Source organism: Actinoplanes sp. KI2, assembly GCF_025630775.1.
Lineage (GTDB): Bacteria > Actinomycetota > Actinomycetes > Mycobacteriales > Micromonosporaceae > Actinoplanes.
In genome coordinates this window covers 130,169-151,958 of sequence record NZ_JAOSZE010000001.1, presented here as the reverse complement: position 1 = coordinate 151,958, position 21,790 = coordinate 130,169, and the positions used below count along the sequence as shown (strand labels likewise).

The window sequence follows — 21,790 nt, the reverse complement described above, 5'->3', positions numbered from 1 at the left end:
CCTTCTGGGCCTGACACGGCCGCCCCGGAACAGCCGGAGCGGCCGTGTTTCCTCAGGTAACTACCCCTGCACCGGCACGGCCGCGCTGGTCGCCGAGCCATCGGCGTATCCCGGGCGTATCGCGATCACCGTGACGGTGATCTTCTGCCCGCGCATCGCGGTGGTCAAGGGGAGCGTCGCCGTCGTGGTGCCGAGGAGCTTGCCGTTCGCCCGCCACTGGTAGCGGTACGAGTCGACCGCCGGCTTCCATGTGCCGGTCGTGGCCTGGACGGTGTTGCCGACCCGGGCGGTGCCGGTGATTTTGGGCAGTGTCGTGGCCACCGGGGCGGGGCCCTTCGAGACGGCGGCCGTGGCGGCCGACTTTGCGGTCGCCGAGGTGTAGCCGGACTTCGCCGCGGTCACCGAGACGGACAGCCGCTTGCCGAGGTCGGCCGCCTTGATCACGTACGTCGTGCCGGTGGCACCGTCGATCGGCGTGCCGCCCGCCGCCCACTGGTAGGTGAACGCCGTCGCCTTCGGGTTCCACGTGCCGGTCGACGACGTCAGCTTCGACCCGACCACGGCGGTGCCGGTGATCGTGGGCGCCCTAACGGCCTTGAGCGCCGGCTGGGCGACGATCGTGAAGGCGTTGTTGAGCGTGACCGCGTCGTTGTATCCGTCCGGTTGGACTGTCACGGCGGCCGGACCGGTTGCCGCCGAGGTCAGGTTGACCGTGGCGGTGAGGGTGCGGTGGTCGGAGGACACGCCGGTGATCGTTCCGCTCCGGTAGCCGCCGTCGGACAGGCCCACCGTGACGTAGTTGCCGGTATTGAAGCCCGAGCCGGTGATGGTGATGGTGCGTTCCCCGCCCGTCATGACCGTGGTCGGCGACACCGAGGTCACGGTCACCGGATCGGCCGCGATGGTGAAGCTGTAGTACGTCTCGCTCGAGCCGGTGCCGCTCGCGGTCTGAGTGGTCACGTGCAGGTTGAAGTAGCCGGACGTCGGCGGCGTCCAGGACACGGCAGCCGTGCCGTCCGCGCCGACCGGAACCTCAGCCTTGTAGATATCGGTGCCGTCGATCGAGTAGATGAACTTGGTCGCACCGGCCTGCTGCGCCTTGAAGGTGAACGTGCCCGCTGCGATGTGGCCCAAGCCGCGCGTCGGGAAGTCCGTCGACGTGACCACGGGCCCGTCGGTGACCCCCCACGACGTGCTGCCTTGGTCGGTGTGCACGCCGGCGGCGTTGCGTGCGATCACGGTGACGAACGTGTACTGCGCCTTCGTGACGGTGAACTTGAACGTCGCGGTGCCGTCCGCCGCAGCCGGGACGATCTGCTTCGTCGTCTCGTCGTTGTTCAGGACCGCTTCGAACTCGGTCGGGTTCACCATCTCGGTACGCGCGACGATCGTCGCGGTCGTGCCGACGACGTCACCGCCGGTCCGAGTGAGCGTGGGGTTGGCGCCCCACACACTGAAGGACAGCCAGCGCGGCTCTGAAAGGGTGCCGTCGGCGCTGCGTGCCTGCACGTTGGCGCCCACCGTGTCCTCGTTGGTGTTGTCGGCGGTCCACACCAGGTCGGCGGACCCGTCGGCGCCGGCCGCGATCGTGGTCTTCGCGGACTCGGACGAGTCGCGGGCGACGTTCCAATAGACATACGACGTCACGTTGCCGGTTCGCGGAGTGAGGTGGAAGCTCAGCGAGGACCCGAGGTAGACGGCCCGGTTGAGGTCACCGGTGACGCCGGGCCCGTTGTCGACGTAGAACGGATACGCCTGCTCCGGGTGCACCACGCCGTCGCCGGCGATGTTGCGGACGTAAAGGGTCTGGTGGCCGGCCTTGGTCGGCGCGATCATCACGCTGGCCTTGCCGTCGGCGTCGGCAGCAACCGTACCGGAGGGGCCGTCCCGGTCGATGTGCCACGCGAACGAGGTGGTGTTCGCGATGCTGGACGTGAAGTCGAAGTCGCCCGGCACGCCGACGTTGTAGTTGAGGTCGCCGACACCTTCGCCGTTCTGGTAAGCCGCGGAAAAGACGAACGGCCGAGTCTCGCGGACATAGAACGCGTAGTCCTGCCGGTCCGCGTAGTTGCCGGCGCGGTCGATCGCATAGACCGTCAGCGAGGTGGCACCGGCGGTGCGCGGTGTCCAACTGATCGTCGCCGGGCCTCCCACCCGGGTGGCCTGGACGGTCTGCTCACCGGTGCCGGAGCCGGAGTCGACGCTGTCGAAGAAGCTGTATTTGTAGCTGACGATGTCGTCCGAGGCGGGGGTGAAGGTGAACGAGCCCGCGACGCCGATCTCGCCGCTGGGGGTGCTCGAGTCACCAGCGGGATATTCGGTCGAGGAGACGGCCGGCGCCGCGCCGCCGCTGCGGTCGACGGTGTAGTAGCAGGTGTCGCTCCACGCCGAAGCCTGGGAACCGTTGACCACCCGCACCTTCCAGGCGTACGTCACTCCATCCAGCTGCCGAGACGGGTCCTCGAGCTGAACGCCGACTTTGCCGTCCGACGCCCACGCCCGGTCGCTCCAATCCTGCGGCTGACCCGGCTTGGTGGCGTCCCAGACCTGGAAGTCGGCGGTCGAATCGGCGTTCCAGGCGGACGCGTCATAGCTGCCGCCGAGCACGACGGCCTGGGCGTCGTTGAGCCGCGCCGGGCTCAGGTAGGGCCCGGGCGCCGACCCGGCGCACGCCAGGCCGGCAGTGGTGAGCCCGGTCGGCCCGCCGGCCGCGGCGAGAGCCGCCGTGCTGCCGAAGCCCGCTGCCGCACCGCAGCCGAGCGCCGAGGCAACTACCAGCGAAAACATGCGCCTGTAGGCGCGCGAGTGCGCACGCATGCATTCCCCCGTTGAAAAATCGATGGGCCTCTACCGGGCCCGAACGGCGAGAAGCATATAGGCACACACCAACATTGAGAACGGCCTCATGAGGCCTTCAAGGCACGCGAAGCACGAGCCTTGCACTGCGACTACTACTCCGCGGTCCAGAGCCGTCCCACTTGGACCAGGTCGGCGTCGGCGCGGTCCACCACGAGGATGGTTTCGCCGGTTCGCTGAGTACGCGGCGTCGGATGGTCCACACCCAGGACGTGGATCGTTTGTCCGCTTGCGTCGTCGCGCAGGCGAGGGACGCTGACGAAGTCGCCGTTGCGGGTCGATCCGACCGCGATGAGCCCGCCGCGGGTGGGAATGTCGAAGACCTCGTTGACGTGAAACTGTATTGCTGTCATGACGAGTTGTTCCTATACCGTTCCAGGGCAGGTATCTCGTTTCCGTACGCCTGGTCTTCCAGCTCGGAGGGTGTGTAGGCGCCGGCTTCCATGTGGTCGAGGCGGTCACCTCTGGGACCTCCTCCGGTCCCTATCCGCTGAAATACCACCGCCGTCCGTGGCTGTCCTGGACAGCGACATCTTCGCTGTGGACAGCTTCACACTGACATGAACGCCAGTTCCCCCGATTCCCCGGCGACTGCACTGGAACTCGTGGCACAACAACCTGGTCCCTCGATCCGGCCCGCCACATCGCGACATCGTTCTCGCTCTGTCAGGCGCGGGTAAGCACGGTGCCGTCGCGGATGGAGTCGGCGAGTTCGGCGTCGATAGCGACGGTGGTCTTTCCCGGTTGGCTGTGCAGTTCGATGGACCGAATCACGGCGGAAACCCGGACACGTCACCCGGTGCCACGATCAGCTTGTCGCCAATGTGTAGCTCGCCGTCTTCGAGGCGGCCGGTCACGAGGACCCACGGTCTGCTCGGGATGCGGTGCACGTTCTCGACGATGAGACGAGTCATGCATGGTCTCCCCTCCACGTCACGACGAAGCCGTCCTCGGCCGCGTACGCCTCATCCTCCAACGGTCCCGTCACGCTCGTGACACGCCCATGCTGATATTGGACGACGTGCACGCTTTCGTGACCGAGCGTTCGTACCAATGTTTCCTCGTCTTGGAAGGCGGCCGGTCCGAGCTGCACGCCGAACGAGTCGGTTCGGGCCAGGTCGTCGAGTTTGCCGTTCAGCCGGCGCAGGCTGTTCAATAACGCCCGTACGAAGCCCTGGATCTTGTCGACCCGCTTCGCGACCAGGGTGGCAACTGGCCGATGACCACCGGGGTGCCGATGCCCAGCGTCAGGCCTTCCTCGGCCAGCCACCGGCCGGACATGTCAACATCGGCTCGCGGTGACACCGCCCCGCCGAACGCGCTGCCATCGACACGTGCCCGCTGACACGCCGCGACACGGCTGCCGCTACATCGAAGAATGCCAATTGACAGGGCGTCCGCCGCCGACGACTTCAGGCTGGCTGTCATTGAGCTCGGTACCTAGCCGGCGCTCAAAGTCAAGCGATCGTCAGAGCATGCGAGCTGACAGAACTCTCACAACGGCGCACTTCACGAGTTCTGTGAGACCGCCGTGGTAGAGGAGCCCTTAACTGACTCGGTCAAGGCACTGACCTGCCCTGTCAGACGTTGTGAGACTTCTGTGAGATCGGCAGGTGTTCGCCAGGGCTGACAAACACCGGTTTGAGGGTGCCGGCGCACCACCGCTACGGGTAGGTGCGCCGATCGGACTGTCTCTCGTGACAGGAGCACCCTCGTCGTAAACACCGACAACATCAACAAGGGCAACGGCGGCGTCTGGACTGAGGCGCGTATCCGCGCCCTCGGCGCCGTCACCGACCTGCCGACCGCCGGGCGCATCTTCGGGCTTGGCCGGTCACTGGCGTACGAACTCGCCAAGCACGATCAGTTCCCGGCCCCGGTGCTACGCGTCGGCACCCGCCACCGCGTACCCGTCGCCGGGATCCTCACGGCCCTCGGCCTACCCGCCGCCGGTGACTTGACCCCGGCGGCGCAGTCGAGCGTCGATCAACTGGGCGCGATCAGAAGCACGGCCACCCACAACGACACCGACCGGGGAGAACCGTGATCAGCGAAGGATCGATCACCAAACGCTGCACCTGCAAGGACCCGACTATAGGCAAACGGCTCAACGCCAGCTTCCCGAAGCTGCGCCGACCGGGCGGCTCGTGGAGCACCATCCACGGCACCTGGGCTACCAACTCGAGCTGCCAACCGCACCGGGACGCAGCCGCCGGCAACTGCGCCGCGGCGGGCTCGACAGCCGCGACGCCGCCCGCTCTGAACTCGATCATTCCCGGTCGCTGCTTGCCCTGGCGAGCGGCGACGAGCACCTCGCGGTGCAGCTCGGCGACCTGCTGGACACCGGGTTTTTCTTCGTCCGGCCGGACGGGCAGCCGTGGCGTCGCAGATCGTCAGTGACCGCTTCGACTACCTCGTCACCGCGAGCGGCCTGCCGCCGGTGCGGCTGCACGACCTGCGCCACTGTGTCGCCACCTATCTGCGCCACGGCGGCGCCGACATGAAAGAGATCCAAGAGGTGCTCGGGCACTCCACGATCGGGCTCACCTCAGACACCTACACCTCCGTCATCTTGGAACTTCGGCGGCCAAACGCGGACGCTGCCGCCAACCTCATCCCGCGTAGGGCGGGATAACGCCATCACGCCGAGGGGTGCGGGAAGCCTCTTGGCGATGCCAGCTCGTGCGCAGCGGCATGTCCGACACGGCGAGCGAGATGAACCGGCAGTTTACGGCGAGCAGGTGTCCCACGCGTCGGTCGCCGAATATGGCGTGGGTCCGGTCGTCGCGGCCCTCCGTTCGGGCCTTTGTCGCCGAGATTAACGTGGACCTATGGCGATAGACGATCTGCCTCTGCCGGTGGTGAATCTCCTCAACGTGCTCGGAGTGCCCTGGCCCTACATCGACGAGGACCAGGTTCGCAGCTTCGCAACTTTGACGCGGCAGTTCGCCACGGCGGTGCGAACGACGCACGAGGACGCCACCCGCACCATCGCGGACCTCGCCGTCGCTTATCAGGGTTCCGCGACGGACGCGATGAGCTCGGGCTGGGCAAAGCTGTCCGGCCGCCACGTCGACGAAATCATCGACGGCAGCCACGTCCTGGCCGACGCGCTGGATGTCGCGGCCGGATACATCGTCGCGCAAAAGCTCGAAGCCATCGCCGTTCTCGTGGGCATGGCGGCCGCGTTCGCCGGTGACCAGGTCGCCGCAGTCGCCACCTTCGGGATCGCGGAGGTCGCGGTTCCAGCGATCATCGAGGGCGCCGAGCGCATCGTGAAGTCGCTGGTCATGGACCTCGAACAGTTCGTCGCCGGCAAGGTGATCGAGGCAGCCGCGGAACCACTGTTCCAGAAGATCGAAGACGCGTTCGCCGGCCTCGACTGGTCCAGGTCGGGCGCCGGGGTGGAGCCGGCGGCCAGCGTGTCGTTGGACGCCGAGGCCGCGCTCGCCCATGTAGCCAAGCTGGAGGAGCACGCCGAAACGATCCGCGGCCACGGGACGCAGTTCCGTACGGCGATCGCGGGTCTCGGCTTCTGATGGCCGGCGGCACTCTTCGCGAGATCCTCGCCAGACTGGGACAGCGTGCGGGTGAGACCGTCGAACGCATCTCCGAGAAGGTCGGCGGAACCTTGCGCGAAGGAGCAGGGCACGCCAGAGACGCCGTGCACAACCTGAGCAAGGCCGATCGTGGGGCCGGGGAGCGTCTGAAGCTGGCCGGCCGATCGCCGCGCGAGCGCTTCACTACGGCGCTGGACGAGCGGGGGCAGACTGCCTACTCCGGTAGCGAACTGGACGATATCCGGGCGCACGGTGATCGTCTCGGTATGACCCCGGAGGAGAGCGCCGACTTCGTCAAAGCAGGCGCCATTCCGAAGACGGGGAAGAAGTATCCGACCCCCCGGCTGCGGATCGAGCCAGACGAGCTCAAGGCTCAGATGGACAACTGGGCTACCGAGGTCAAACCTCGGGGTTATCCGTACCACTTCGAAAGCGCGGAGCAATTCGAGGAGTTCGGTGGAAAACTCAACGAGTTGAGCGAGCAATACGGCCTGCCTCGGGGCAGAACCATCGTGCAGGGTTCCGCACTGCGCACGCCGGCGGCCAAGGATGTCGATGTCGCCGTCATCGTTCCGGATGAGGAGTTCGACAACTATGCGGCTCAGTGCGCGGACGGCATCACCGCCCGAGCTCGTCCGCGCAACCAGGCGGGCCTACTCGCCGACCTCGAAGACCACGCACAGAAGGGCTTCGTTCCGCAGTACATGTTCGACCGACCGGCCGGCGCCACGGAAACGTTCGGGCAGGCGTCGCACCGCCTGCTCGAGGAGTACGGCGTTCCCGACCTGGACTTCTCCGTGATGAAACAATCCAGCGCGATGGCTCTTTACCCGCACCTCGACATCACCAGGGAGCAGCGATGAACGACCGTTCCTACCGCTTCTTCCGCGAATGGGTGCCCACCCCGGAATCTCAACTCCCGGAACACCTGGCGACAAGCCTTCCCGCGTACGCTCGGGGTGTCTTCGCCCCTGACGGGACGCTTCTGTGGACGGAGATGTTTACCCGCAAAGGTCTGGTGCGCATCGAGTACCGCAGCCCGATGGAAGCTCTCCCCGGCGTGCCTTTTGACTTGCGCTTTCCCGCTGGTGTGCTAGGCGACCTGCAATGGTCGGTCCTGCGCAGGTACGACGCGCATGGCGAACTTGTCGGATTCACGGTGCAATTGCAGGACGGCACCGAGCGCGCCGTGTTGGAGGTGTCGTACGACCGCGGGGGCGGCCTGGAGGGCACCACGAAATTCGGGTACGACGCGTCCGGCGATCTGCGTTACCTCTTCGACTATGACCATGACGGCAAGCTCGTCGACCTCTACGATCGGATCGAGGCGAACAGCCCCCGCTTCGAGGTGATACTCAACCAGCTGGTCGACCGCGCCTTCTACACCCAAGGCAGCACATTGCCCGTCGCCTACTCCTCCGAGCAGGCCGACATCCCAGGCACGATCGTCCGGCACGAGCTCGACCGCCCAGACCCCGTCCTCCCCTTGACCGGGCCCAGATGAGTCGCACGGTCGTCGTCGGCGACATCCACGGATGCTTCGACGAACTCGTCGAGCTGCTCGATGCCCTCCAGCTGCAGCCGGACGACGTTCTGGTGGCCGCCGGCGACGTGGTCGACAGGGGTCCTTCGCCCGGCAAGGTGGTCGATTTCTTGCGTTCCCGGACACACACTGTCGTGATCATGGGCAATCACGAGCGCAAACACGTACGCGGCATCTTCTCGTACGCGCAGGAGATCACGCGCCTGCAAATGGGTGACCACTACGCCCCGGCGGTCGAATGGATGAGCACCCTGCCGTACTTCTTCGAGAACGAGCACATCCGCGTCGTGCACGCCGCCATGATCCCGGGAATCCCCCTCGCCTATCAGAAGGAGGAGATCCTCTGCGGCTCGACCAGCGGCGAGAAGGAGCTGCAGACGCTCTTCCCGGGGCAACGGTGGTACGACCGGTACACCGACGCCAAGCCGGTCGCGTTCGGCCATCACGTAGTCGGGCCGTCGCCGATGATCCTCGACGGCCGGGTCTTCGGCCTCGACACCGGAGCCTGCCACGGCGGCCGCCTAACCGCACTGAGCGTCCCCGACTTCACGATTCACTCGGTCGAAGCGCGGGCCGACCACTGGTCCGTCGTCAAGCGCCAGTGGCAGCTGCCCGTTCTCAAGCAGAAGGATTGGCTCGACTTCACCTGGACCGAGCTGGACGAAACGATCGCCCGGTTCTCCGCCGATCCCGCCGCCCGTCGCTGGCTGGTCGAGGTCTCGGCCTGGGCGGCAGAACTGAGGGCACTGATCCCGGCGCTGGCCGCTGCGGCGCAGATGCTCGCCGACGAGCTCTCCACCGAGCAGATCCGGGCCCACCCCGCCGCGGCTATCCTCTTTCAGGCGCGGAACGGCCGGCTCAATCTGGACCGTCAATGCTCGACGCCCCGCAAGACCATCACCCTCGCGACCGCACTGGACCTAGCCACACCAGATCTGCCGAATTGACCAGATCAGGCAGAGCCGCGGTGGCCTACTTGGAACGATTTCTTCAGCGAACCTGGGAAAAGTAAGGAGACCCGGTGTTCGAGCCTGACAAGAGCCGGTCACTCGAAGAGATCGAGGACGACCGCTGGGGCGACCCGCCGGCCGACGCGACCCGTTTGGTCACCACGGCGTACGCGCTGCGCAAACGTCCCGTCGGCGCACTCGACGCTGAAGGGCTGCGGCTGCTCATCTCGCAGCAGATCGGGCTCGACACCCTCGTCCCGCTGGCGCTCGACCAGGTCGAGCAGGATCCACTTGCCGAGGGCGACTTCTATCCGGGAGACCTCCTTGACGCCCTGATCCGGCGCGTACCCGACTCTTACTGGCAGGCGCACGAAGATCAACGTACGCGCGTGCGCACCGTGGCCCAGGCTCTGGACCCGGAGGAGACCTTCGACGTTCTATACAACCGCGCCACCGAATTCCTCCGTCGATAGAGCTACGCCAAACGGCCGGAGCGCCACGCGCCGGGCCTCCCTGCCAGCGGGAGGTCCGGCGACGCTGCCACGGCGGGGTCCGGCTCGCGAACCGTTCGCCATGGTGCCGACCGGGAGCCCGGCGGGTGCACGAACAGTCGCTCCGCTGTCGCAACGGTCAAGTCGACCGCAACAAGAGCGACGGCGGACGTAAAGGCACTGGTCAGCACGCGTATAGAGGAACGGCGGAGCACCATCGGAGCACTACGGTCCCGGATTCCGGAAGCGGAACCACCGCACCGTGGGGTTTCCGGGGCTCGGCCCCAGAGCAGAAATGCCGAGTGGCCCCGGTCCGCGCATTCCGCGGACAGAGGCCACTTGGACACTCGGCGCGCCCGAAGGGACTCGAACCCCTAACCTTCTGATCCGTAGTCAGATGCTCTATCCATTGAGCTACGGGCGCTCAGTGCTCCGCCAGCATACACACCGGCCTTACACGCGGAGACTCCGGGATTCGAACCCGGGAGGGGCTTTAAAACCCCAACCGCATTAGCAGTGCGGCGCCATAGACCAGACTAGGCGAAGTCTCCACGGCAGCCCGCAAGCTGCCGACGCTTGAGGATACCGGACCCGGTCACGGCCACACAAAGAGGTTGCCCACCTCGCGCGCGGCGGGCTTGCGCACCGGACTCCAGCAGGTGAAACGCGAGCTTTACGACTAGGCTGCGTCGGCATGGAGGAGAAGCCGCCCAGCGAGCGTCGCGGTCGTTCCGTCCGGCCCGCGTTCAGCGCGCCCGCGGAGCCCGCGCCGAAGGATAAGCCGTCCGCTCCGGCGCCGCGCCGACCTGCGAAGTCGGCGCCGGCGGTCATGTTTCAGCCGCCGAGTGTCGAGAATCACCCGGGCGAGGGTTCGGGCCGTTCCTCCACGAAACCGCCTTCCCGTACGCGGCGGAACTCCGCCGCTGGATCTGGACAAAACACCGAATCGTCGCAGGAAGCAAGCGAGCCTCGGCCCCAGGACGAGGGCGAGGGCCAACGGGAGATCCCGAACCAGAGCGGCTCGCCGAAGACCGAGCCCGCTGCCGAGGCGCCGGCACCCCCGACTACACCGGTGCCGGACGGCGATGCCGCGGCGCCGGACAGGCGCGCTCCGGTAAAGAAGGCAGCACCCGCGAAGAAGGCGGCCGCAGCCAAGAAGGCCGTCCCCGCCAAGAAGGCCGTCCCCGCCAAGAAGGCCGTCCCCGCCAAGAAGGCCGCGCCGGTCAAGAAGGCCGCCCCGGCCAAGCGGGCCCCTCGCAAGACCGCCCCGGCCAAAGCCGCCGCGCCCGAAATCGAGTCCGTCGCGCCCGTTACGCCTGTCGAGCCGGTCACGTCTGCCGCGCCGGACGCGGCTGTAGAGCCGATCGAGCCGGTCGAGCCCCAGACTCCGCCGACCGAGCCAGAGGCCGCCGCCACATCACCAACGCCCCAGCCCGCGCAAACCGAGCCCGTGCAACCCGACCTCCCAGAGCCCGAGCCTGCCGCCACGCACCCGGCCCGCGAGCAAGCCGCCCCCGAGCCCTCGGCCCCCGAGCCCCGCACCTCCGAGCACGCCGCCCAGGAGCACGCGACCCCCGAGCCCCCCACCCCAACAGCCGACCGCCCCACCCGCACCGAGCCCGGACCCACCCTGACAGCCGCCAACCCCGGCCACGCCCCCGAGCTCCTGGCCCTGGCCGCCGTCCAGACCATCGGCCCGCGGGCCCGCGACTGGTCCACCCGCACCCGCGCGGCCTACCCCACCGCCTCCGATCGCGCCCTGGCCCGCCTGGCACGGCAGCAGTTCACCCGCTTCGGCAGCCTGGCCGGCGTCGTCGGCGCGGTCGCCGGCTCGTATGCGCCGATCACCCTGCTCGGCACGACCCCGATTGCGCACGCGGAGATCGTGTTGCACCTGGCCGCGGCGTACGGTCTGGATCCCACCGACCCGCAGCGCGCCGCGGACCTGCTGGTCCTCACCCGCGTTCACCCGACGAGGTCGGCTGCCGAGGCGGCCCTCGCCGAGGGCCGCGGCGTCAGCGGCTCGGTCTGGCGGCTCGGCCGCACGATCGCCAGCCGGACCGGCGGCTGGGCGGCCCTGCGCCTGGTGAACCGCTACTTCCCCGGCACGAGCCTGCTTGCGACCGCGTTGACCAGCACGGCTTCGGCGCAGATGATCGCCGCCCGGGCAGAGGAGTACTACAAAAAAGAGGCGTACGACAAGAACTAGACCCAGCTCAGCCACGAATGCGGCAGCAGCGCATAGCCCACGAACGCCGCGATATCCAGGATGCTGTGCGCCACGATCAACGGCATCACCCGCTTGAACCGCAGGAAGAACAGCGCGAACACCACCCCCATCACCGCGTTCCCGACGAACGCCCCGTACCCCTGATAGAGGTGGTACGACCCCCGCAGCACCGCGGACGCCACCACGATCCACCCCAGCGGCACCTCCAGCGACCACAGCCGGACGATCAGGTAGCCGACCACGATCACCTCCTCGAGCACCGCGTTCTGCACGGCCGCCATGATCAGTACCGGTACCGTCCACCAGGCCGACTGCAGCCCCGACGGCACGATCCGGGCGTTCAGGCCGGCCAGCTGCGCCACGTACACCAGAAGCAGCCCGGGAATCCCGATGCAGGCGGCGAGCAACGTTCCCCAGCCCAGGTCGAAGCCGGGCCGGTCGGCCGTGAGGCCGAGGGTCCGGCGCACCGGGATCTGGTCGCGCATCAGCAGATAGAGCGCGAGCGCCACCGGCACCAGGTCGAAGAAGATCCCGAGCAGCTGGTACGTGAGGTCCAGGTACGGCCGCGCCGACTGGGACGCGTTGAGCACCGCGGCCTGCTGGGAGAGCGGCTTGCCGGCGGTCAGCTTGGCGACCAGCGACACCACGGCGTAGACGGCCGACTGACCCAGCGACAACAGCAGCACGATGACGATTTCGACGGTGAGCACGCGCCGCGTGGGCTGGGCTCGATCAAGGGTCACGCCGACCACTCTAGGATCGATCACTCGAAGGAGGGCGCTCGCTAAGCACAAACGGACCTATCCGGGCAAGCGACGCGCCGCAGACTGAGATGAGTCGCACTTTTCGTGCGTCGGCTACCCGATGGAAATGCCCAGGCTGAACCCCATGGGAGACCTCGCACGCTTGCTCAAAGAGAGCTGGAGCCTCGTCGAGGAGCATCAGGAGAAGGTCGCCGGTTACTTCTACGCTCGGATGTTCCTTTCCTACCCGAACCTACGCGAGCTGTTCCCGGTGCAGATGGACCTGCAGCGCTCCCGCCTGCTGCACGCGATCGTGACCGCGGTGCAGACCCTGGACGACCCGGAGAAGTTCGACGACTACCTGCGCGGACTGGGCCGGGATCACCGCAAGTTCCACGTGGAACCGGCACACTACGAGGTGGTCGGGGGCGCGTTGATCGAGTCGATGCGGACGTACGCCGGCGAGCAGTGGAGCATCGAGTACGACCAGGCCTGGGCCGATGCGTACGCGGTGATCGCGGCCCGGATGCTCGCCGGCGCGGACGCCGACCCGAACCCGCCCTACTGGTACGCGGAGGTGGTCGCGCACGACCGCCGCTCCCAGGACATCGCCGTCTTCACCGTCCAGCCGCTCCAGCAGCTCGAGTTCCGCGCCGGCCAGTACCTGAGCATCGAGACGCCGAAGTACCAGCCGCGGCTCTGGCGCACGTACTCGATCGCCAACGCTCCCCGCCGGGACAACACCCTGGAGTTCCACGTCCGCGCGGTCGGCGCCGGCTGGGTGTCCAGCGCGCTGGTCCGCCGGCTCGCGATCGGCGACATGATCAAGCTGGCCGCGCCGATGGGCTCGATGACCCTGGACCGGCGCTCGACCCGGGACGCGGTGTTCATCGCCGGCGGCACCGGGCTCGCGCCGATCAAGTCGCTGCTGGAGGAGCTGACCCGGTACAACCGGACCCGCTGGGTGCACGTCTTCTTCGGCGCGCGCAACCGGGAGGACCTCTACGACCTGGCCGACCTCAACCGGCTCGCGGCCCGCTACCCCTGGCTGTCGGTGGTCACCGCCTGCAGCGAGGATCCGACCTTCCCCGGCGAGCAGGGCAACATCTCCGATGTGGTCGCCCGGTACGGCCCGTGGAGTGATCACGACTTCTTCGTGTCCGGCTCCGGCCAGATGGTCAAGTCGACGCTGAAGACGCTCGCCGAGCTGCAGGTGCCATCAATCCGGATAAAGTACGACAGCTTCTCGGACGTGGACTAGTAATCCCAGGGCTTCCCGGTCTGCCGGTACACCGCGACCGGCACCAGGTTCGACTCCGCGCTCATCCGGTCCACATACAACCGGCCCTCGAGGTGGTCGATCTCATGCGCCACCAGCCGGGCCATCGCCCGCTCGAACGACGTGATCACCCGGGTCCCGTCGTAGCGGGCGTGCTCGACGTCCACCCGTAACGGGCGGCGCACCAGGCCGCGGTAGTCGAAGAACGACAGGCATCCCTCGTACTGCTCGTCCCGCTCGATCGACTCGCCGACCACCCGCGGGTTGAGCAGCACGATCGGCTCGGCGCCCGGCTCCGGGCCGCGCACCACGGCGGCCGCCACCGACCGGCCGATCTGGGGCGCGGCCAGCCCCACGCCCTTGCTGAAGTCGTGCAGGTCCTCGAGTCGACGCAGGGCGCCGAGCAGCGCGCTCACCGCCTCGCGTGCCGCGCCCTCCTCACGCGGCAGCTGGAAGTGCCGGGCGCGCTGGCGGAGCAGGTCGGAGCCGCGCTGCACGATGCCGATCCCGCGCATCTGCTGCGAGGCACGCGGCCGGCCGTTCTGCTCGGCAGGAGCGAACTCGGCGTACGACGGCGCCCCCGGCCCCCGGAACCGCCACTCCAGCCGGTAGCGCGCGTTCAGCTGCGGCGCGTCGGTCGACCACTCGAAGATCGCCCGGTGCCGTTCCTCGTGCCGCTCCAGCGGGGTCCGCACCGGCACCTCCGCTGCGAGCGACGTCTCCACGCCCCAGACCTGCGGGTCGAACCCGGCCGGGAAGTCGAGCCGCACGGTCAGCCGGCGGGTCGGCAGGCGCACCGCCCGCTGGAACCACTGCCCCCACTTCTCGATGCCGACCGAGTACGCGTACTCGATCACCGTCCGCTCGCCCGGGTAGAGCGGGAACTGCCCCCGGTCGTTGGCGAACAGCAGCCAGACCTCCTTGGCCGCGTCCCGGTCGAGCTTGACCCGCCAGTGCATGCGCTCGCTGGCCGCCCCCTCGCCGGCCAGCGCCTCGAGCGCCATCTCGTCGAAGGTCAGCGGGTGCTCCCGGTGGTGCCGGTTGGAGCCGGCCGGGTCGTGCGGGTAGCGGTCCACGGCGATCTTCACGAGGTACCGCGTGACGGGCTCGGCGCCCGCGTTGTAGAGGTTGCGCCGCACCCGGCAGCGGTAGAGGTCGTCCTCGTACCGCAGCTCGGCGACCTCCTGCTCGACGATCAGCCCGGTGCCGGGCGGCAGCCACTGGACCGGCACCGGCGGGTCGCGGTGGAAGGCCGACCCGCGGGCGTGGCGAAGCTCGTCGTACTCCTGGAAGCGTTGCCAGATCACCCCGCCGGCGGCCAGCACCGCTTCGGCCCGGCGGGCGAAGTCTTCGGTCGGCTTATGTCGCCGCCCCTCGACATGGCTCACATAGGAAGGGTCGAACCCCATGCGCGCGGCAAGCTGCTTCTTGCTCATCCCGCGCTCGACTCGCCAGTGCGCCAGCGCCGTCACAAATTGGTCAGCGGCCCGCTCGACGGGCGAGGTGGTCATCATCGATGTCCCCTTCGCGACGAGAACTTCAGTGTCCCCGCCGCGTCATGTCCGCAAGGTGCTAGTAGCGCTTTGCCGACAGGTACCTTGACAAATCCGGCAACGCATCAACGCCGAGTTAGGCAACCCTTGCCGAGGGTATTCGTCCGAAAGAACGGGGTTGCAGGTATTGGTTAGGCTACCCTTAGAGGTGTACGGTAGGTCGTCTCGAGCCGGACAACGATGACGTTTGACGAGGTGGAAGCGGTGACCATCATCTATATGTTGCCGCGGAGTGGCAGCAGTCGGTGACCACAGCCCTCGAAACGCGATCGCTCCGGCCGCTCTCCCCGATCACCGCCACACTGCGCGCGATGTTCGGCACCAGCACCGCGATCCCCGGCCTCGCCCCCGACCTCCTGGTCACCGACACCGCCGCCTGGCGGCCGACGTCGCTGCTGGCCGGCGACGGTCTGACACTGCTGCTGGAGTCGGCCGGCGCCCGCTGGAAGGCGCAGCCGCACGCCGCCGCGGCGCTCGCCTGGAAGGCGTACACCTATTGGCTGGCCCTGCCCGCCGTGCTCGGTTACGCCTCGGCCCGTCGCATCCCGTTGCTGACCAGCACGAACGTGCTCATGCACTTCCGTGACTCGCGCCCGCTGGTCACCCTCGGCCTGCACCCCGGCACCCCGATCGCGGTGCTACCCACCGACCCGCTCGCGTTGTCGAACCTTCCGCAGATCCGCGTGGTCCCCGACGAGGACGCGCTGCTCGCCGAGCTTCGCCGGTCGCTTCTCGACGAGCACCTCACCCCGCTGCTCAACAGCATCCACGACCGCGTCCGCCTGGGCAAACGCACCCTGCTCGGCTCGCTGTCCTCCGGCGTCGCCTACGGCATCCTGCGCTCGGCCGACGCCCTCCCCGGCTCCTCCGCCGAGACGATCGGCCGCCTGCATCGCGCCCTCGGCGTCGAGGAGCTGATCGAGCTGGTCCCCGATCAGTCCGGCCGGCTCGACGTCCAACGCAAGACCTGCTGCCTGGCCTTCACCCTGCCCACCCCGAAGATCTGTCAAGGCTGCTGCATCAAAGACGTATGGTGAAGTTCAAGATCAAAGTTCAAAGATACGGGATTTACGTCGAGTCCCGCTTTGACGAGCCCGGCACCGTCGTTGGTCACTCTCCTCGCGCGGCCGCCGGGTTGTCCTGCATGGCCAACGCCTAATACCGCGTGCCGGTCGGCGGTGGCACCTCGTTCAGCGTGGCAAGGTCCTCATCGGACAACCTGATCGCCGCGGCGCCGGCGTTGTCGTGCAGGTACTTCGGCGTCTTCGTGCCCGGGATCGGGATCACCCGGGGCCCCTGGGCGAGCACCCACGCGAGCGCCACCTGCGCCGGCGTGACGTTTCGCCGGGCGGCCACCTCGCGGACCCGGCCGACGATCGCCAGGTTGGCCTCGATCGCCTCGCGCTGGAAGCGAGGCAGGCGGCGGCGGAAGTCGTCCTCGGGCAGGTCGTCGAAGGACGCGAACCGGCCGGCCAGGAAGCCCCGGCCGAGCGGCGAGAACGGCAGGAACGCGATCCCCTGCTCGGCGCAGTAGGGCAGCACCGCCTCCAGCGGATCGCGGGTCCACAGCGAAAGCTCGGACTGCACCGACGCCACCGGGTGCACGGCCTGCGCCCGCTTGATCTCGTCGACGGTCACCTCGGAGAGCCCGATCCGGCGGGCCTTGCCGGCCGCGACCGCCTCGGCCATCGCACCCCAGGACTCCTCGATCGGCACCTCCGGGTCGACCCGGTGCAGCTGGTAGAGGTCGACGTGGTCGGTCCGCAGGCGGCGGAGACTGCCGTCGATCGACTCGCGGATGTACTCGGGGCGGCCGTTGCGGACCGCGCCCGGGGAGTTGCCGCCGGGCGTCGAGCCGAGCGCGGTGACCAGGCCGACCTTGGTGGCCAGCACGGCCCGGTCGCGGTGCCCGCCGGACAGCGCGCGGCCGACCAGCTCCTCGTTGTCGTGCGGCCCGTACACGTCGGCGGTGTCGATCAGTGTCATGCCCAGGTCGAGCGCCTGATGGATGACCGCGATCGAGGTGGCGTCGTCCCGGGCGGCCGCCATGTCGTACGCGTGGGTCATGCCCATGCAGCCAAGACCGATCACCCCGACCTCGGGGCCGTTGTCGCCAAGAGTGGTCGTACGCATGCCCCTATCCTTTCGCTACTGCGCGACAGCCACTACGAGATAAACGGTGAACCCGGCCACCACCGGCCCCGCCGCCAACCGGCCCAGCCAGGCCGCCGCGACCGCGTCCAGCAGCACGCCCGCCTCGACCGCCCGGTCGGTGTTGCGCCGCAGGCCGAGAATCCGGTCGGCGGTGCCGAAGTCGCGGAACAGCACCGGGATCGGCTCGACCGAGCGCACCCGGAAGCCGGCCCGGACGCACAGCCGGGGCAGCTCGCGCCCGATCGTGGCGTTCCGCACCCGGCCGGCGACGAACCTGGCGAACGCCCGGCTGGTCGCCACGTCGTCGTCGGCCACCGCGAGGGTGTCCCAGTCCGGCTCGGCCGTCCCGAACAGCCCGCCCGGCCGCAGCACCCGGCGCACCTCGCCGACCGCCGACTGTGGATCGCGTACGTGCTGAAGCATGCGATCGGCCCGGGCCCGATCCACCGACGCGTCCGCGAACGGCAGGTCGTGGATGTCCCCCGCCCGCACCTCGACGCCGGCCGTGGCGGCGTGCCGCCGGCGCGCCTCGGCCAGCATCAACGGATCCCGGTCGACACCGATCACCGACCCGCCCGGCCCGACCGCGTCGGCGAGCCGGCCCAGATCGGTGCCCGGCCCGCAGCCCACATCCAGCACGATCTGCCCCGGGTGCAGGTCGAGCCCGACCACCGAGCGGCGCTTGTAGTCGACCCCGACATCCGTGGCCGCGGCCGTGTCCATGTAGCTGATCTGATCGGTCATCCGCCCACCGAAACACAGCGGTTCCGCCGGTTGGTGAAGCTCCTGTGCAGATCCCGTGATCACCCGGTCGACGCTACGTCCGGCCGGCCGATCCTGGCAGGTTCGGGCATCACCGGGCGCCGGGGGCCCTGCGCCGGGCGCAGGTGCCACACCAGCAGGCCGATCAGCAGCAGCGTCATCAGCGGGGCGCCCGGGAACTTCACGAAACGCGCCAGCCCGCTGCCGTCGGCGAGCACCAGCAGCGGTCCGGCCGTGGCCGTTGCCATGATCAGCCCGGTGCGGATGGTGGTGGCGGCGAGCAGGGCCAGCGGCCAGTACGCGTACCAGGGGTGGAAGTAGGGCGCGAGCGCCACCGTGGCGGACAGCGCGAGGGCGGCCCCGCGCAGCGCCGAGGCGCCCGCGTCGGCGGCCCGCCCGGCCGGGCCGCCCAGCCGGTTGAGGAAGCGGCCGGTCGCGCCCAGCCGGTCGCCGGACCCACCCCACCGCGCGCTGCGCCAGCAGAGCGCGACGACGAGCAGCACGAACAGCAGGAACGCCAGCACGCGGACCACCGGCACCGCGTCGAAGTCGGCGTAGACCAGCCTGCCCAGGTACGTCGCGGTCATCCCGACCGCGGTCGGCGGCGAGGTGAACTGCACCAGGTCCCTGGTGTCGACCATGGCGCCGACCCAGCCGTAGCCGAGGCCGGAAGCGATCGTCACGCCGAGCATGGCCGCCGCCGCGCCGCCGCCGACCAGGCCGCCGGCGAGCAGCGCCTGCCGCCACCGGTACGGCCGCGCCAGCACGAGCAGCACCGCGAACGGGACCACCACGATCGCGGTCACCTTGATCGCCACGGCGAGCCCGAGCAGCAGCCCGCCCACGACCAGACATCCCCACCCGTCCCGCCCCACCGCCGCTCCGGGCCGCAGCCCCGCTGCCGCCGCGCCGACCGAGCGGGCAGAGAGGGCCGCGCCGCCCGAGCGTGCGGAGCGTGCCGCGCCGAGCGCGCCGGTGGAGCGGGCCGCGCCGAGCGCGCCGGTGGAGCGGGCCGCGCCGAGCGCGCCGGTGGAGCGGGCCGCGCCGAGCGCGCCGGTGGAGCGGGCCGCGCCGAACGGGCCGGCCGGGTCGAGTGGCGCGCCCAGCGTGACCAGCGCCAAACCGGCGACGACCAGGCCGATCATCAGCGCGTCGTTGTGTGCCCCGCCGATCAGGTGCACGCCGACCAGCGGACCGGCCAGCGCCACCCACCACGCCCGGGCCGGCGGGATGCCGCAGCGCCGGGCCAGCACCGGCAGACCGGCCGCGACGCCGACCAGGCCGAGCAGCGTGAGCAGCCGAAAGAACACGACAATCAGGACGAGTGAACCGCCGGCGACCCGCACCCCGGCCGCGGACAGCAGCACGAACAGCGGCCCGTACGGCGCCGCCGTGTCCCGCCAGATCGGCGAGACGCCGTCGATCCACGGGCAGTCCAGCGCGTCGATCCCGTGCGTGTAGGGACTGATCCCGTGCGCGTACAGATAGCCCTGGCAGGCGTACGAATACACGTCGCGGCTGCCGTCGGGCGGGATGACCAGGAACGGCGCCGCCCACAGCGCCGCCGTGCGCAGCGCCCAGCGACCGGACGGGACACGGTCCCGGGCCGCCCACCACGCGTACCCGAAGATCGCCGTGCCCACCAGCCAGCCGAGGAGAATGCCGGGGCCGTGGGGGCCCGTCGCGATGGTCAGCGGCGTGGCCGCGAGATTGCCGTGCGGCAGCGCCCCGCCGAGCCAGGCGACGACGGCGAGGAGCACCGCGGCGGCGAGGCCGAGGTACCGGAGCTGGACGAGGCGCGCCACCCACCGATGCTCACGAACCTAGGTGTCCGGGAGGCCGGGATGGGGGAAACGCCAGGGGGCGGTCCGGCGACCGCCACCCCACTCAGGAGATGTCGGGGCCGGTGAGCACGGTGTTCGGGTCGTCCACCAGGCTGCGCACGTCCCAGACCCAGGCGCCACCGTTCCACGTCGGCTCGAAGCCCAGCAGATCGCTCATCATGCGCAGCATCTCGATGTCGCGGACCTGGGGCGTCATCATGATCACGCCGGCCTTCCAGTACCGGAGATCGGCGAGGGTCATCTCCCGGCGCGTGTCGGTGATCTCCGGGATCGGGTTGCCCTTCTTGATCGATGCCATCAGCCCGCTGGTCGGCCGCCACGGCGGCTCGAAGATCGCCGTGTGGTCGTTCGGGTTCAGCGGGTTCTGGGCGGGCAGCAGTGCGTACGCCCCGGCGATCCGCATGTCCTGGCCCGTGGCGGCGCTCCACCGCAGCGGGTCGGAGTAGCTCGAATCCGGCAGCGGCAGGGTGACCACGGTGTGGTCGTCGTCGACGTACTTCTTCCACTCGCCGGACGAGATGAAGGCCGGGGTCGGCGTGAGCGGCGCGGTCCTGACCGGGGTGGGCGCCAGCGGAACCAGCGCCATGGCCACCGCCGTGATCATCGCGAGCCGGACCGGGCCGCGGGCGGACGGCTGCGCCTTCATCAGCTCGCCGGCCCGCTGCACGCCGAGCGCGAGCAGGATGCCGACGACCGGCGCGATGGCCATGGCCCAGCGGGTCGGCACGGCGGAGTTCAGCACCGGGACGCTGTGCAATACCGCCCAGATGCCCGGAACACCGGTGTTGATCCCATTGACGAAAATTCGCGGCCCGAGGGACATCGCGGCGTACAGCAGGGCCACGATCCCGAGTGCGACAACGACCGCCCGGCGACGCATCCAGACGATCAGGCCGAAGAACAGAATGACCAGGCCCCAGCCGAAGAACGCGTTCTCCTCCTGCACATTCTGGGCCAGCCGCTCGGCGACCGCCGAGTTACCGGCGACCGACCGGGTGGAATATGCGGTGAACGAGCCGAGGTCGGCCCCGAAGTTACGGACGAACTGCGGCAGCCCGTGATAGCTCTGCGGCCCGAAAAACTGAACGGACAGCGGATAGGCGAGTACCGCAACGGCCACTGTCGCCGTGACCAGTAGACCGCGCAGGAAAACGCGCGCCTCACCGCGGTGCCGCTTGCGCCGGACCACCGCCATGATGGCGCAGAAGACGCCCAGGCCGACCGCGGTCATGAACAGGATCTCGAGGTTGATGAAGGCCTGCCAGACCAGCAGGCCGGCCAGGATCAGCCCGTTGCGCAGGGCACGTCCCTCGCGGAGCCGCAGCGTGCGCCAGATGATCAGCGGGACCAGGAATTGCGAGACGATGTTCGGGTGGCCGCCGGCGTGCGACACCATGCTCGGTGCGAATGTGCAGAACAGAGCGCCCACCCAAGCGGCGAGCCGAGAACGCACGAACTGCCGGGACAGCACGAAATACCACGAGATACCGGTGAGCGACAACGCGAGAGTGAGAAATACGTTGAACGCCACATGTGGCCCGAACAACAGGGTCACCGGAGTCAGCGGCAGTGAAACGGCCAACACCGAGGTGTTGGCCATCATGTTCACCCCATCGGGGTAATTCATGCGATCCGAGAAGAACGGATAGGCGCCGTCGGAGATGACTCTCGCTCCGTGCGCAAGCATCCACTCAAAGAAAGCCTGATCCTGCGGGTCGGTGGCCGAACCATGATCAGGATTGAGCCATAGCGAGGATGTGACGTAGAGCGCTACAGCGACGAAAGTCACTGTTGCAAGAACGTCCCGCCAGTTGAGCCGGCGCCA

At 68.9% G+C, this 21,790-nt stretch carries 19 protein-coding genes and 2 tRNA genes; 9 read left to right on the top strand and 12 right to left on the bottom strand.

From position 1 onward, the window contains the following. Positions 1–60: 60 nt before the first annotated feature. The 4 genes from ODJ79_RS00695 to ODJ79_RS00680 all read right to left on the bottom strand — a co-directional run bounded on the left by ODJ79_RS00695 (position 61) and on the right by ODJ79_RS00680 (position 4,012). Positions 61–2,787, bottom strand: a complete 2,727-nt coding sequence (locus ODJ79_RS00695; RefSeq protein ID WP_263021282.1) for an IPT/TIG domain-containing protein — start codon at positions 2,785–2,787, stop codon at positions 61–63. Positions 2,788–2,951: 164 nt separating this feature from the next. Next, positions 2,952–3,209, bottom strand: a complete 258-nt coding sequence (locus tag ODJ79_RS00690; RefSeq protein ID WP_263021281.1) for a hypothetical protein — start codon at positions 3,207–3,209, stop codon at positions 2,952–2,954. A 417-nt stretch (positions 3,210–3,626) separates the two neighbouring features. Continuing rightward, positions 3,627–3,770 carry a hypothetical protein gene (locus tag ODJ79_RS00685; protein WP_263021280.1) on the bottom strand — a complete coding sequence of 48 codons (144 nt, stop codon included), beginning with the start codon at positions 3,768–3,770 and terminating at the stop codon, positions 3,627–3,629. Then, positions 3,767–4,012, bottom strand: a complete 246-nt coding sequence (locus ODJ79_RS00680; RefSeq protein ID WP_263021279.1) for a hypothetical protein — start codon at positions 4,010–4,012, stop codon at positions 3,767–3,769. Before ODJ79_RS00680 ends, ODJ79_RS00685 begins: the two co-directional genes overlap by 4 nt. Positions 4,013–5,233: 1,221 nt before the next feature. Here ODJ79_RS00680 and ODJ79_RS00675 point away from each other — a divergent pair. The 6 genes from ODJ79_RS00675 (at position 5,234) to ODJ79_RS00650 (ending at position 9,382) form a co-directional block, all read left to right on the top strand. Beyond that, positions 5,234–5,491: a tyrosine-type recombinase/integrase gene (locus tag ODJ79_RS00675; RefSeq protein WP_263021278.1), complete on the top strand. Its 258-nt coding sequence runs from the start codon at positions 5,234–5,236 to the stop codon at positions 5,489–5,491. Between the two features lie 196 nt (positions 5,492–5,687). Then, a complete protein-coding gene (locus ODJ79_RS00670) occupies positions 5,688–6,395 on the top strand; it encodes a hypothetical protein (protein ID WP_263021277.1) in 708 nt (235 codons plus the stop codon). After that, positions 6,395–7,279 (top strand): hypothetical protein, encoded by an 885-nt coding sequence (locus ODJ79_RS00665; RefSeq protein ID WP_263021276.1) that lies wholly within the window; start codon positions 6,395–6,397, stop codon positions 7,277–7,279. Before ODJ79_RS00670 ends, ODJ79_RS00665 begins: the two co-directional genes overlap by 1 nt. Next, the gene (locus tag ODJ79_RS00660) at positions 7,276–7,920 is read left to right on the top strand and encodes a hypothetical protein (RefSeq protein ID WP_263021275.1); all 645 of its coding nucleotides are present in this window, start codon (positions 7,276–7,278) and stop codon (positions 7,918–7,920) included. The genes ODJ79_RS00665 and ODJ79_RS00660 overlap by 4 nt, the downstream gene beginning before the upstream one ends. Then, the gene (locus ODJ79_RS00655; RefSeq protein ID WP_263021274.1) at positions 7,917–8,906 is read left to right on the top strand and encodes a metallophosphoesterase family protein; all 990 of its coding nucleotides are present in this window, start codon (positions 7,917–7,919) and stop codon (positions 8,904–8,906) included. Before ODJ79_RS00660 ends, ODJ79_RS00655 begins: the two co-directional genes overlap by 4 nt. 74 nt (positions 8,907–8,980) lie before the next feature. Then, on the top strand, positions 8,981–9,382 hold the full coding sequence (locus ODJ79_RS00650) for a contact-dependent growth inhibition system immunity protein (RefSeq protein ID WP_263021273.1): 402 nt from the start codon (positions 8,981–8,983) through the stop codon (positions 9,380–9,382). Positions 9,383–9,751: 369 nt separating this feature from the next. On the opposite strand, the gene ODJ79_RS00645 is transcribed toward ODJ79_RS00650, so the two are convergent. Together ODJ79_RS00645 and ODJ79_RS00640 are read right to left on the bottom strand one after the other, a co-directional pair. Beyond that, positions 9,752–9,824, bottom strand: a tRNA-Arg gene (locus ODJ79_RS00645). Positions 9,825–9,860: 36 nt separating this feature from the next. Further along, positions 9,861–9,951: transfer RNA gene (locus ODJ79_RS00640), tRNA-Ser, on the bottom strand. 521 nt (positions 9,952–10,472) lie between these two features. Here ODJ79_RS00640 and ODJ79_RS00635 point away from each other — a divergent pair. Beyond that, positions 10,473–11,609 carry a hypothetical protein gene (locus tag ODJ79_RS00635; protein WP_263021272.1) on the top strand — a complete coding sequence of 379 codons (1,137 nt, stop codon included), beginning with the start codon at positions 10,473–10,475 and terminating at the stop codon, positions 11,607–11,609. On the opposite strand, the gene ODJ79_RS00630 is transcribed toward ODJ79_RS00635, so the two are convergent. Continuing rightward, a complete protein-coding gene (locus ODJ79_RS00630; protein ID WP_263021271.1) occupies positions 11,606–12,373 on the bottom strand; it encodes a CPBP family intramembrane glutamic endopeptidase in 768 nt (255 codons plus the stop codon). The genes ODJ79_RS00635 and ODJ79_RS00630 overlap by 4 nt on opposite strands. Before the next feature lie 145 nt (positions 12,374–12,518). Here ODJ79_RS00630 and ODJ79_RS00625 point away from each other — a divergent pair, with 145 nt between their 5' ends. Beyond that, positions 12,519–13,634, top strand: a complete 1,116-nt coding sequence (locus ODJ79_RS00625) for a globin domain-containing protein (protein ID WP_263021270.1) — start codon at positions 12,519–12,521, stop codon at positions 13,632–13,634. On the opposite strand, the gene ODJ79_RS00620 is transcribed toward ODJ79_RS00625, so the two are convergent. Continuing rightward, entirely contained in the window at positions 13,631–15,163 is a 1,533-nt protein-coding gene (locus tag ODJ79_RS00620; protein ID WP_263021269.1) for a peptide deformylase, read from the bottom strand. The two genes, ODJ79_RS00625 and ODJ79_RS00620, sit on opposite strands and share 4 nt — an antisense overlap. A 353-nt stretch (positions 15,164–15,516) precedes the next feature. Between ODJ79_RS00620 and ODJ79_RS00615 the strand changes: the two genes are divergently transcribed. Further along, a complete protein-coding gene (locus tag ODJ79_RS00615; RefSeq protein WP_263021462.1) occupies positions 15,517–16,242 on the top strand; it encodes a hypothetical protein in 726 nt (241 codons plus the stop codon). Between the two features lie 118 nt (positions 16,243–16,360). Here the strand turns inward: ODJ79_RS00615 and ODJ79_RS00610 are convergent, their stop codons facing one another. The 4 genes from ODJ79_RS00610 to ODJ79_RS00595 form a co-directional block, all read right to left on the bottom strand. Continuing rightward, positions 16,361–17,338, bottom strand: coding sequence for an aldo/keto reductase (locus ODJ79_RS00610; protein ID WP_263021268.1), 978 nt, complete (start codon positions 17,336–17,338; stop codon positions 16,361–16,363). A gap of 15 nt (positions 17,339–17,353) precedes the next feature. Next, on the bottom strand, positions 17,354–18,103 hold the full coding sequence (locus tag ODJ79_RS00605) for a methyltransferase domain-containing protein (RefSeq protein ID WP_263021267.1): 750 nt from the start codon (positions 18,101–18,103) through the stop codon (positions 17,354–17,356). 59 nt (positions 18,104–18,162) lie between these two features. Next, entirely contained in the window at positions 18,163–19,926 is a 1,764-nt protein-coding gene (mptB, locus tag ODJ79_RS00600; RefSeq protein WP_263021266.1) for a polyprenol phosphomannose-dependent alpha 1,6 mannosyltransferase MptB, read from the bottom strand. An 82-nt stretch (positions 19,927–20,008) separates the two neighbouring features. Further along, a complete protein-coding gene (locus tag ODJ79_RS00595) occupies positions 20,009–21,592 on the bottom strand; it encodes a hypothetical protein (RefSeq protein ID WP_263021265.1) in 1,584 nt (527 codons plus the stop codon). Positions 21,593–21,790: the final 198 nt, after the last annotated feature.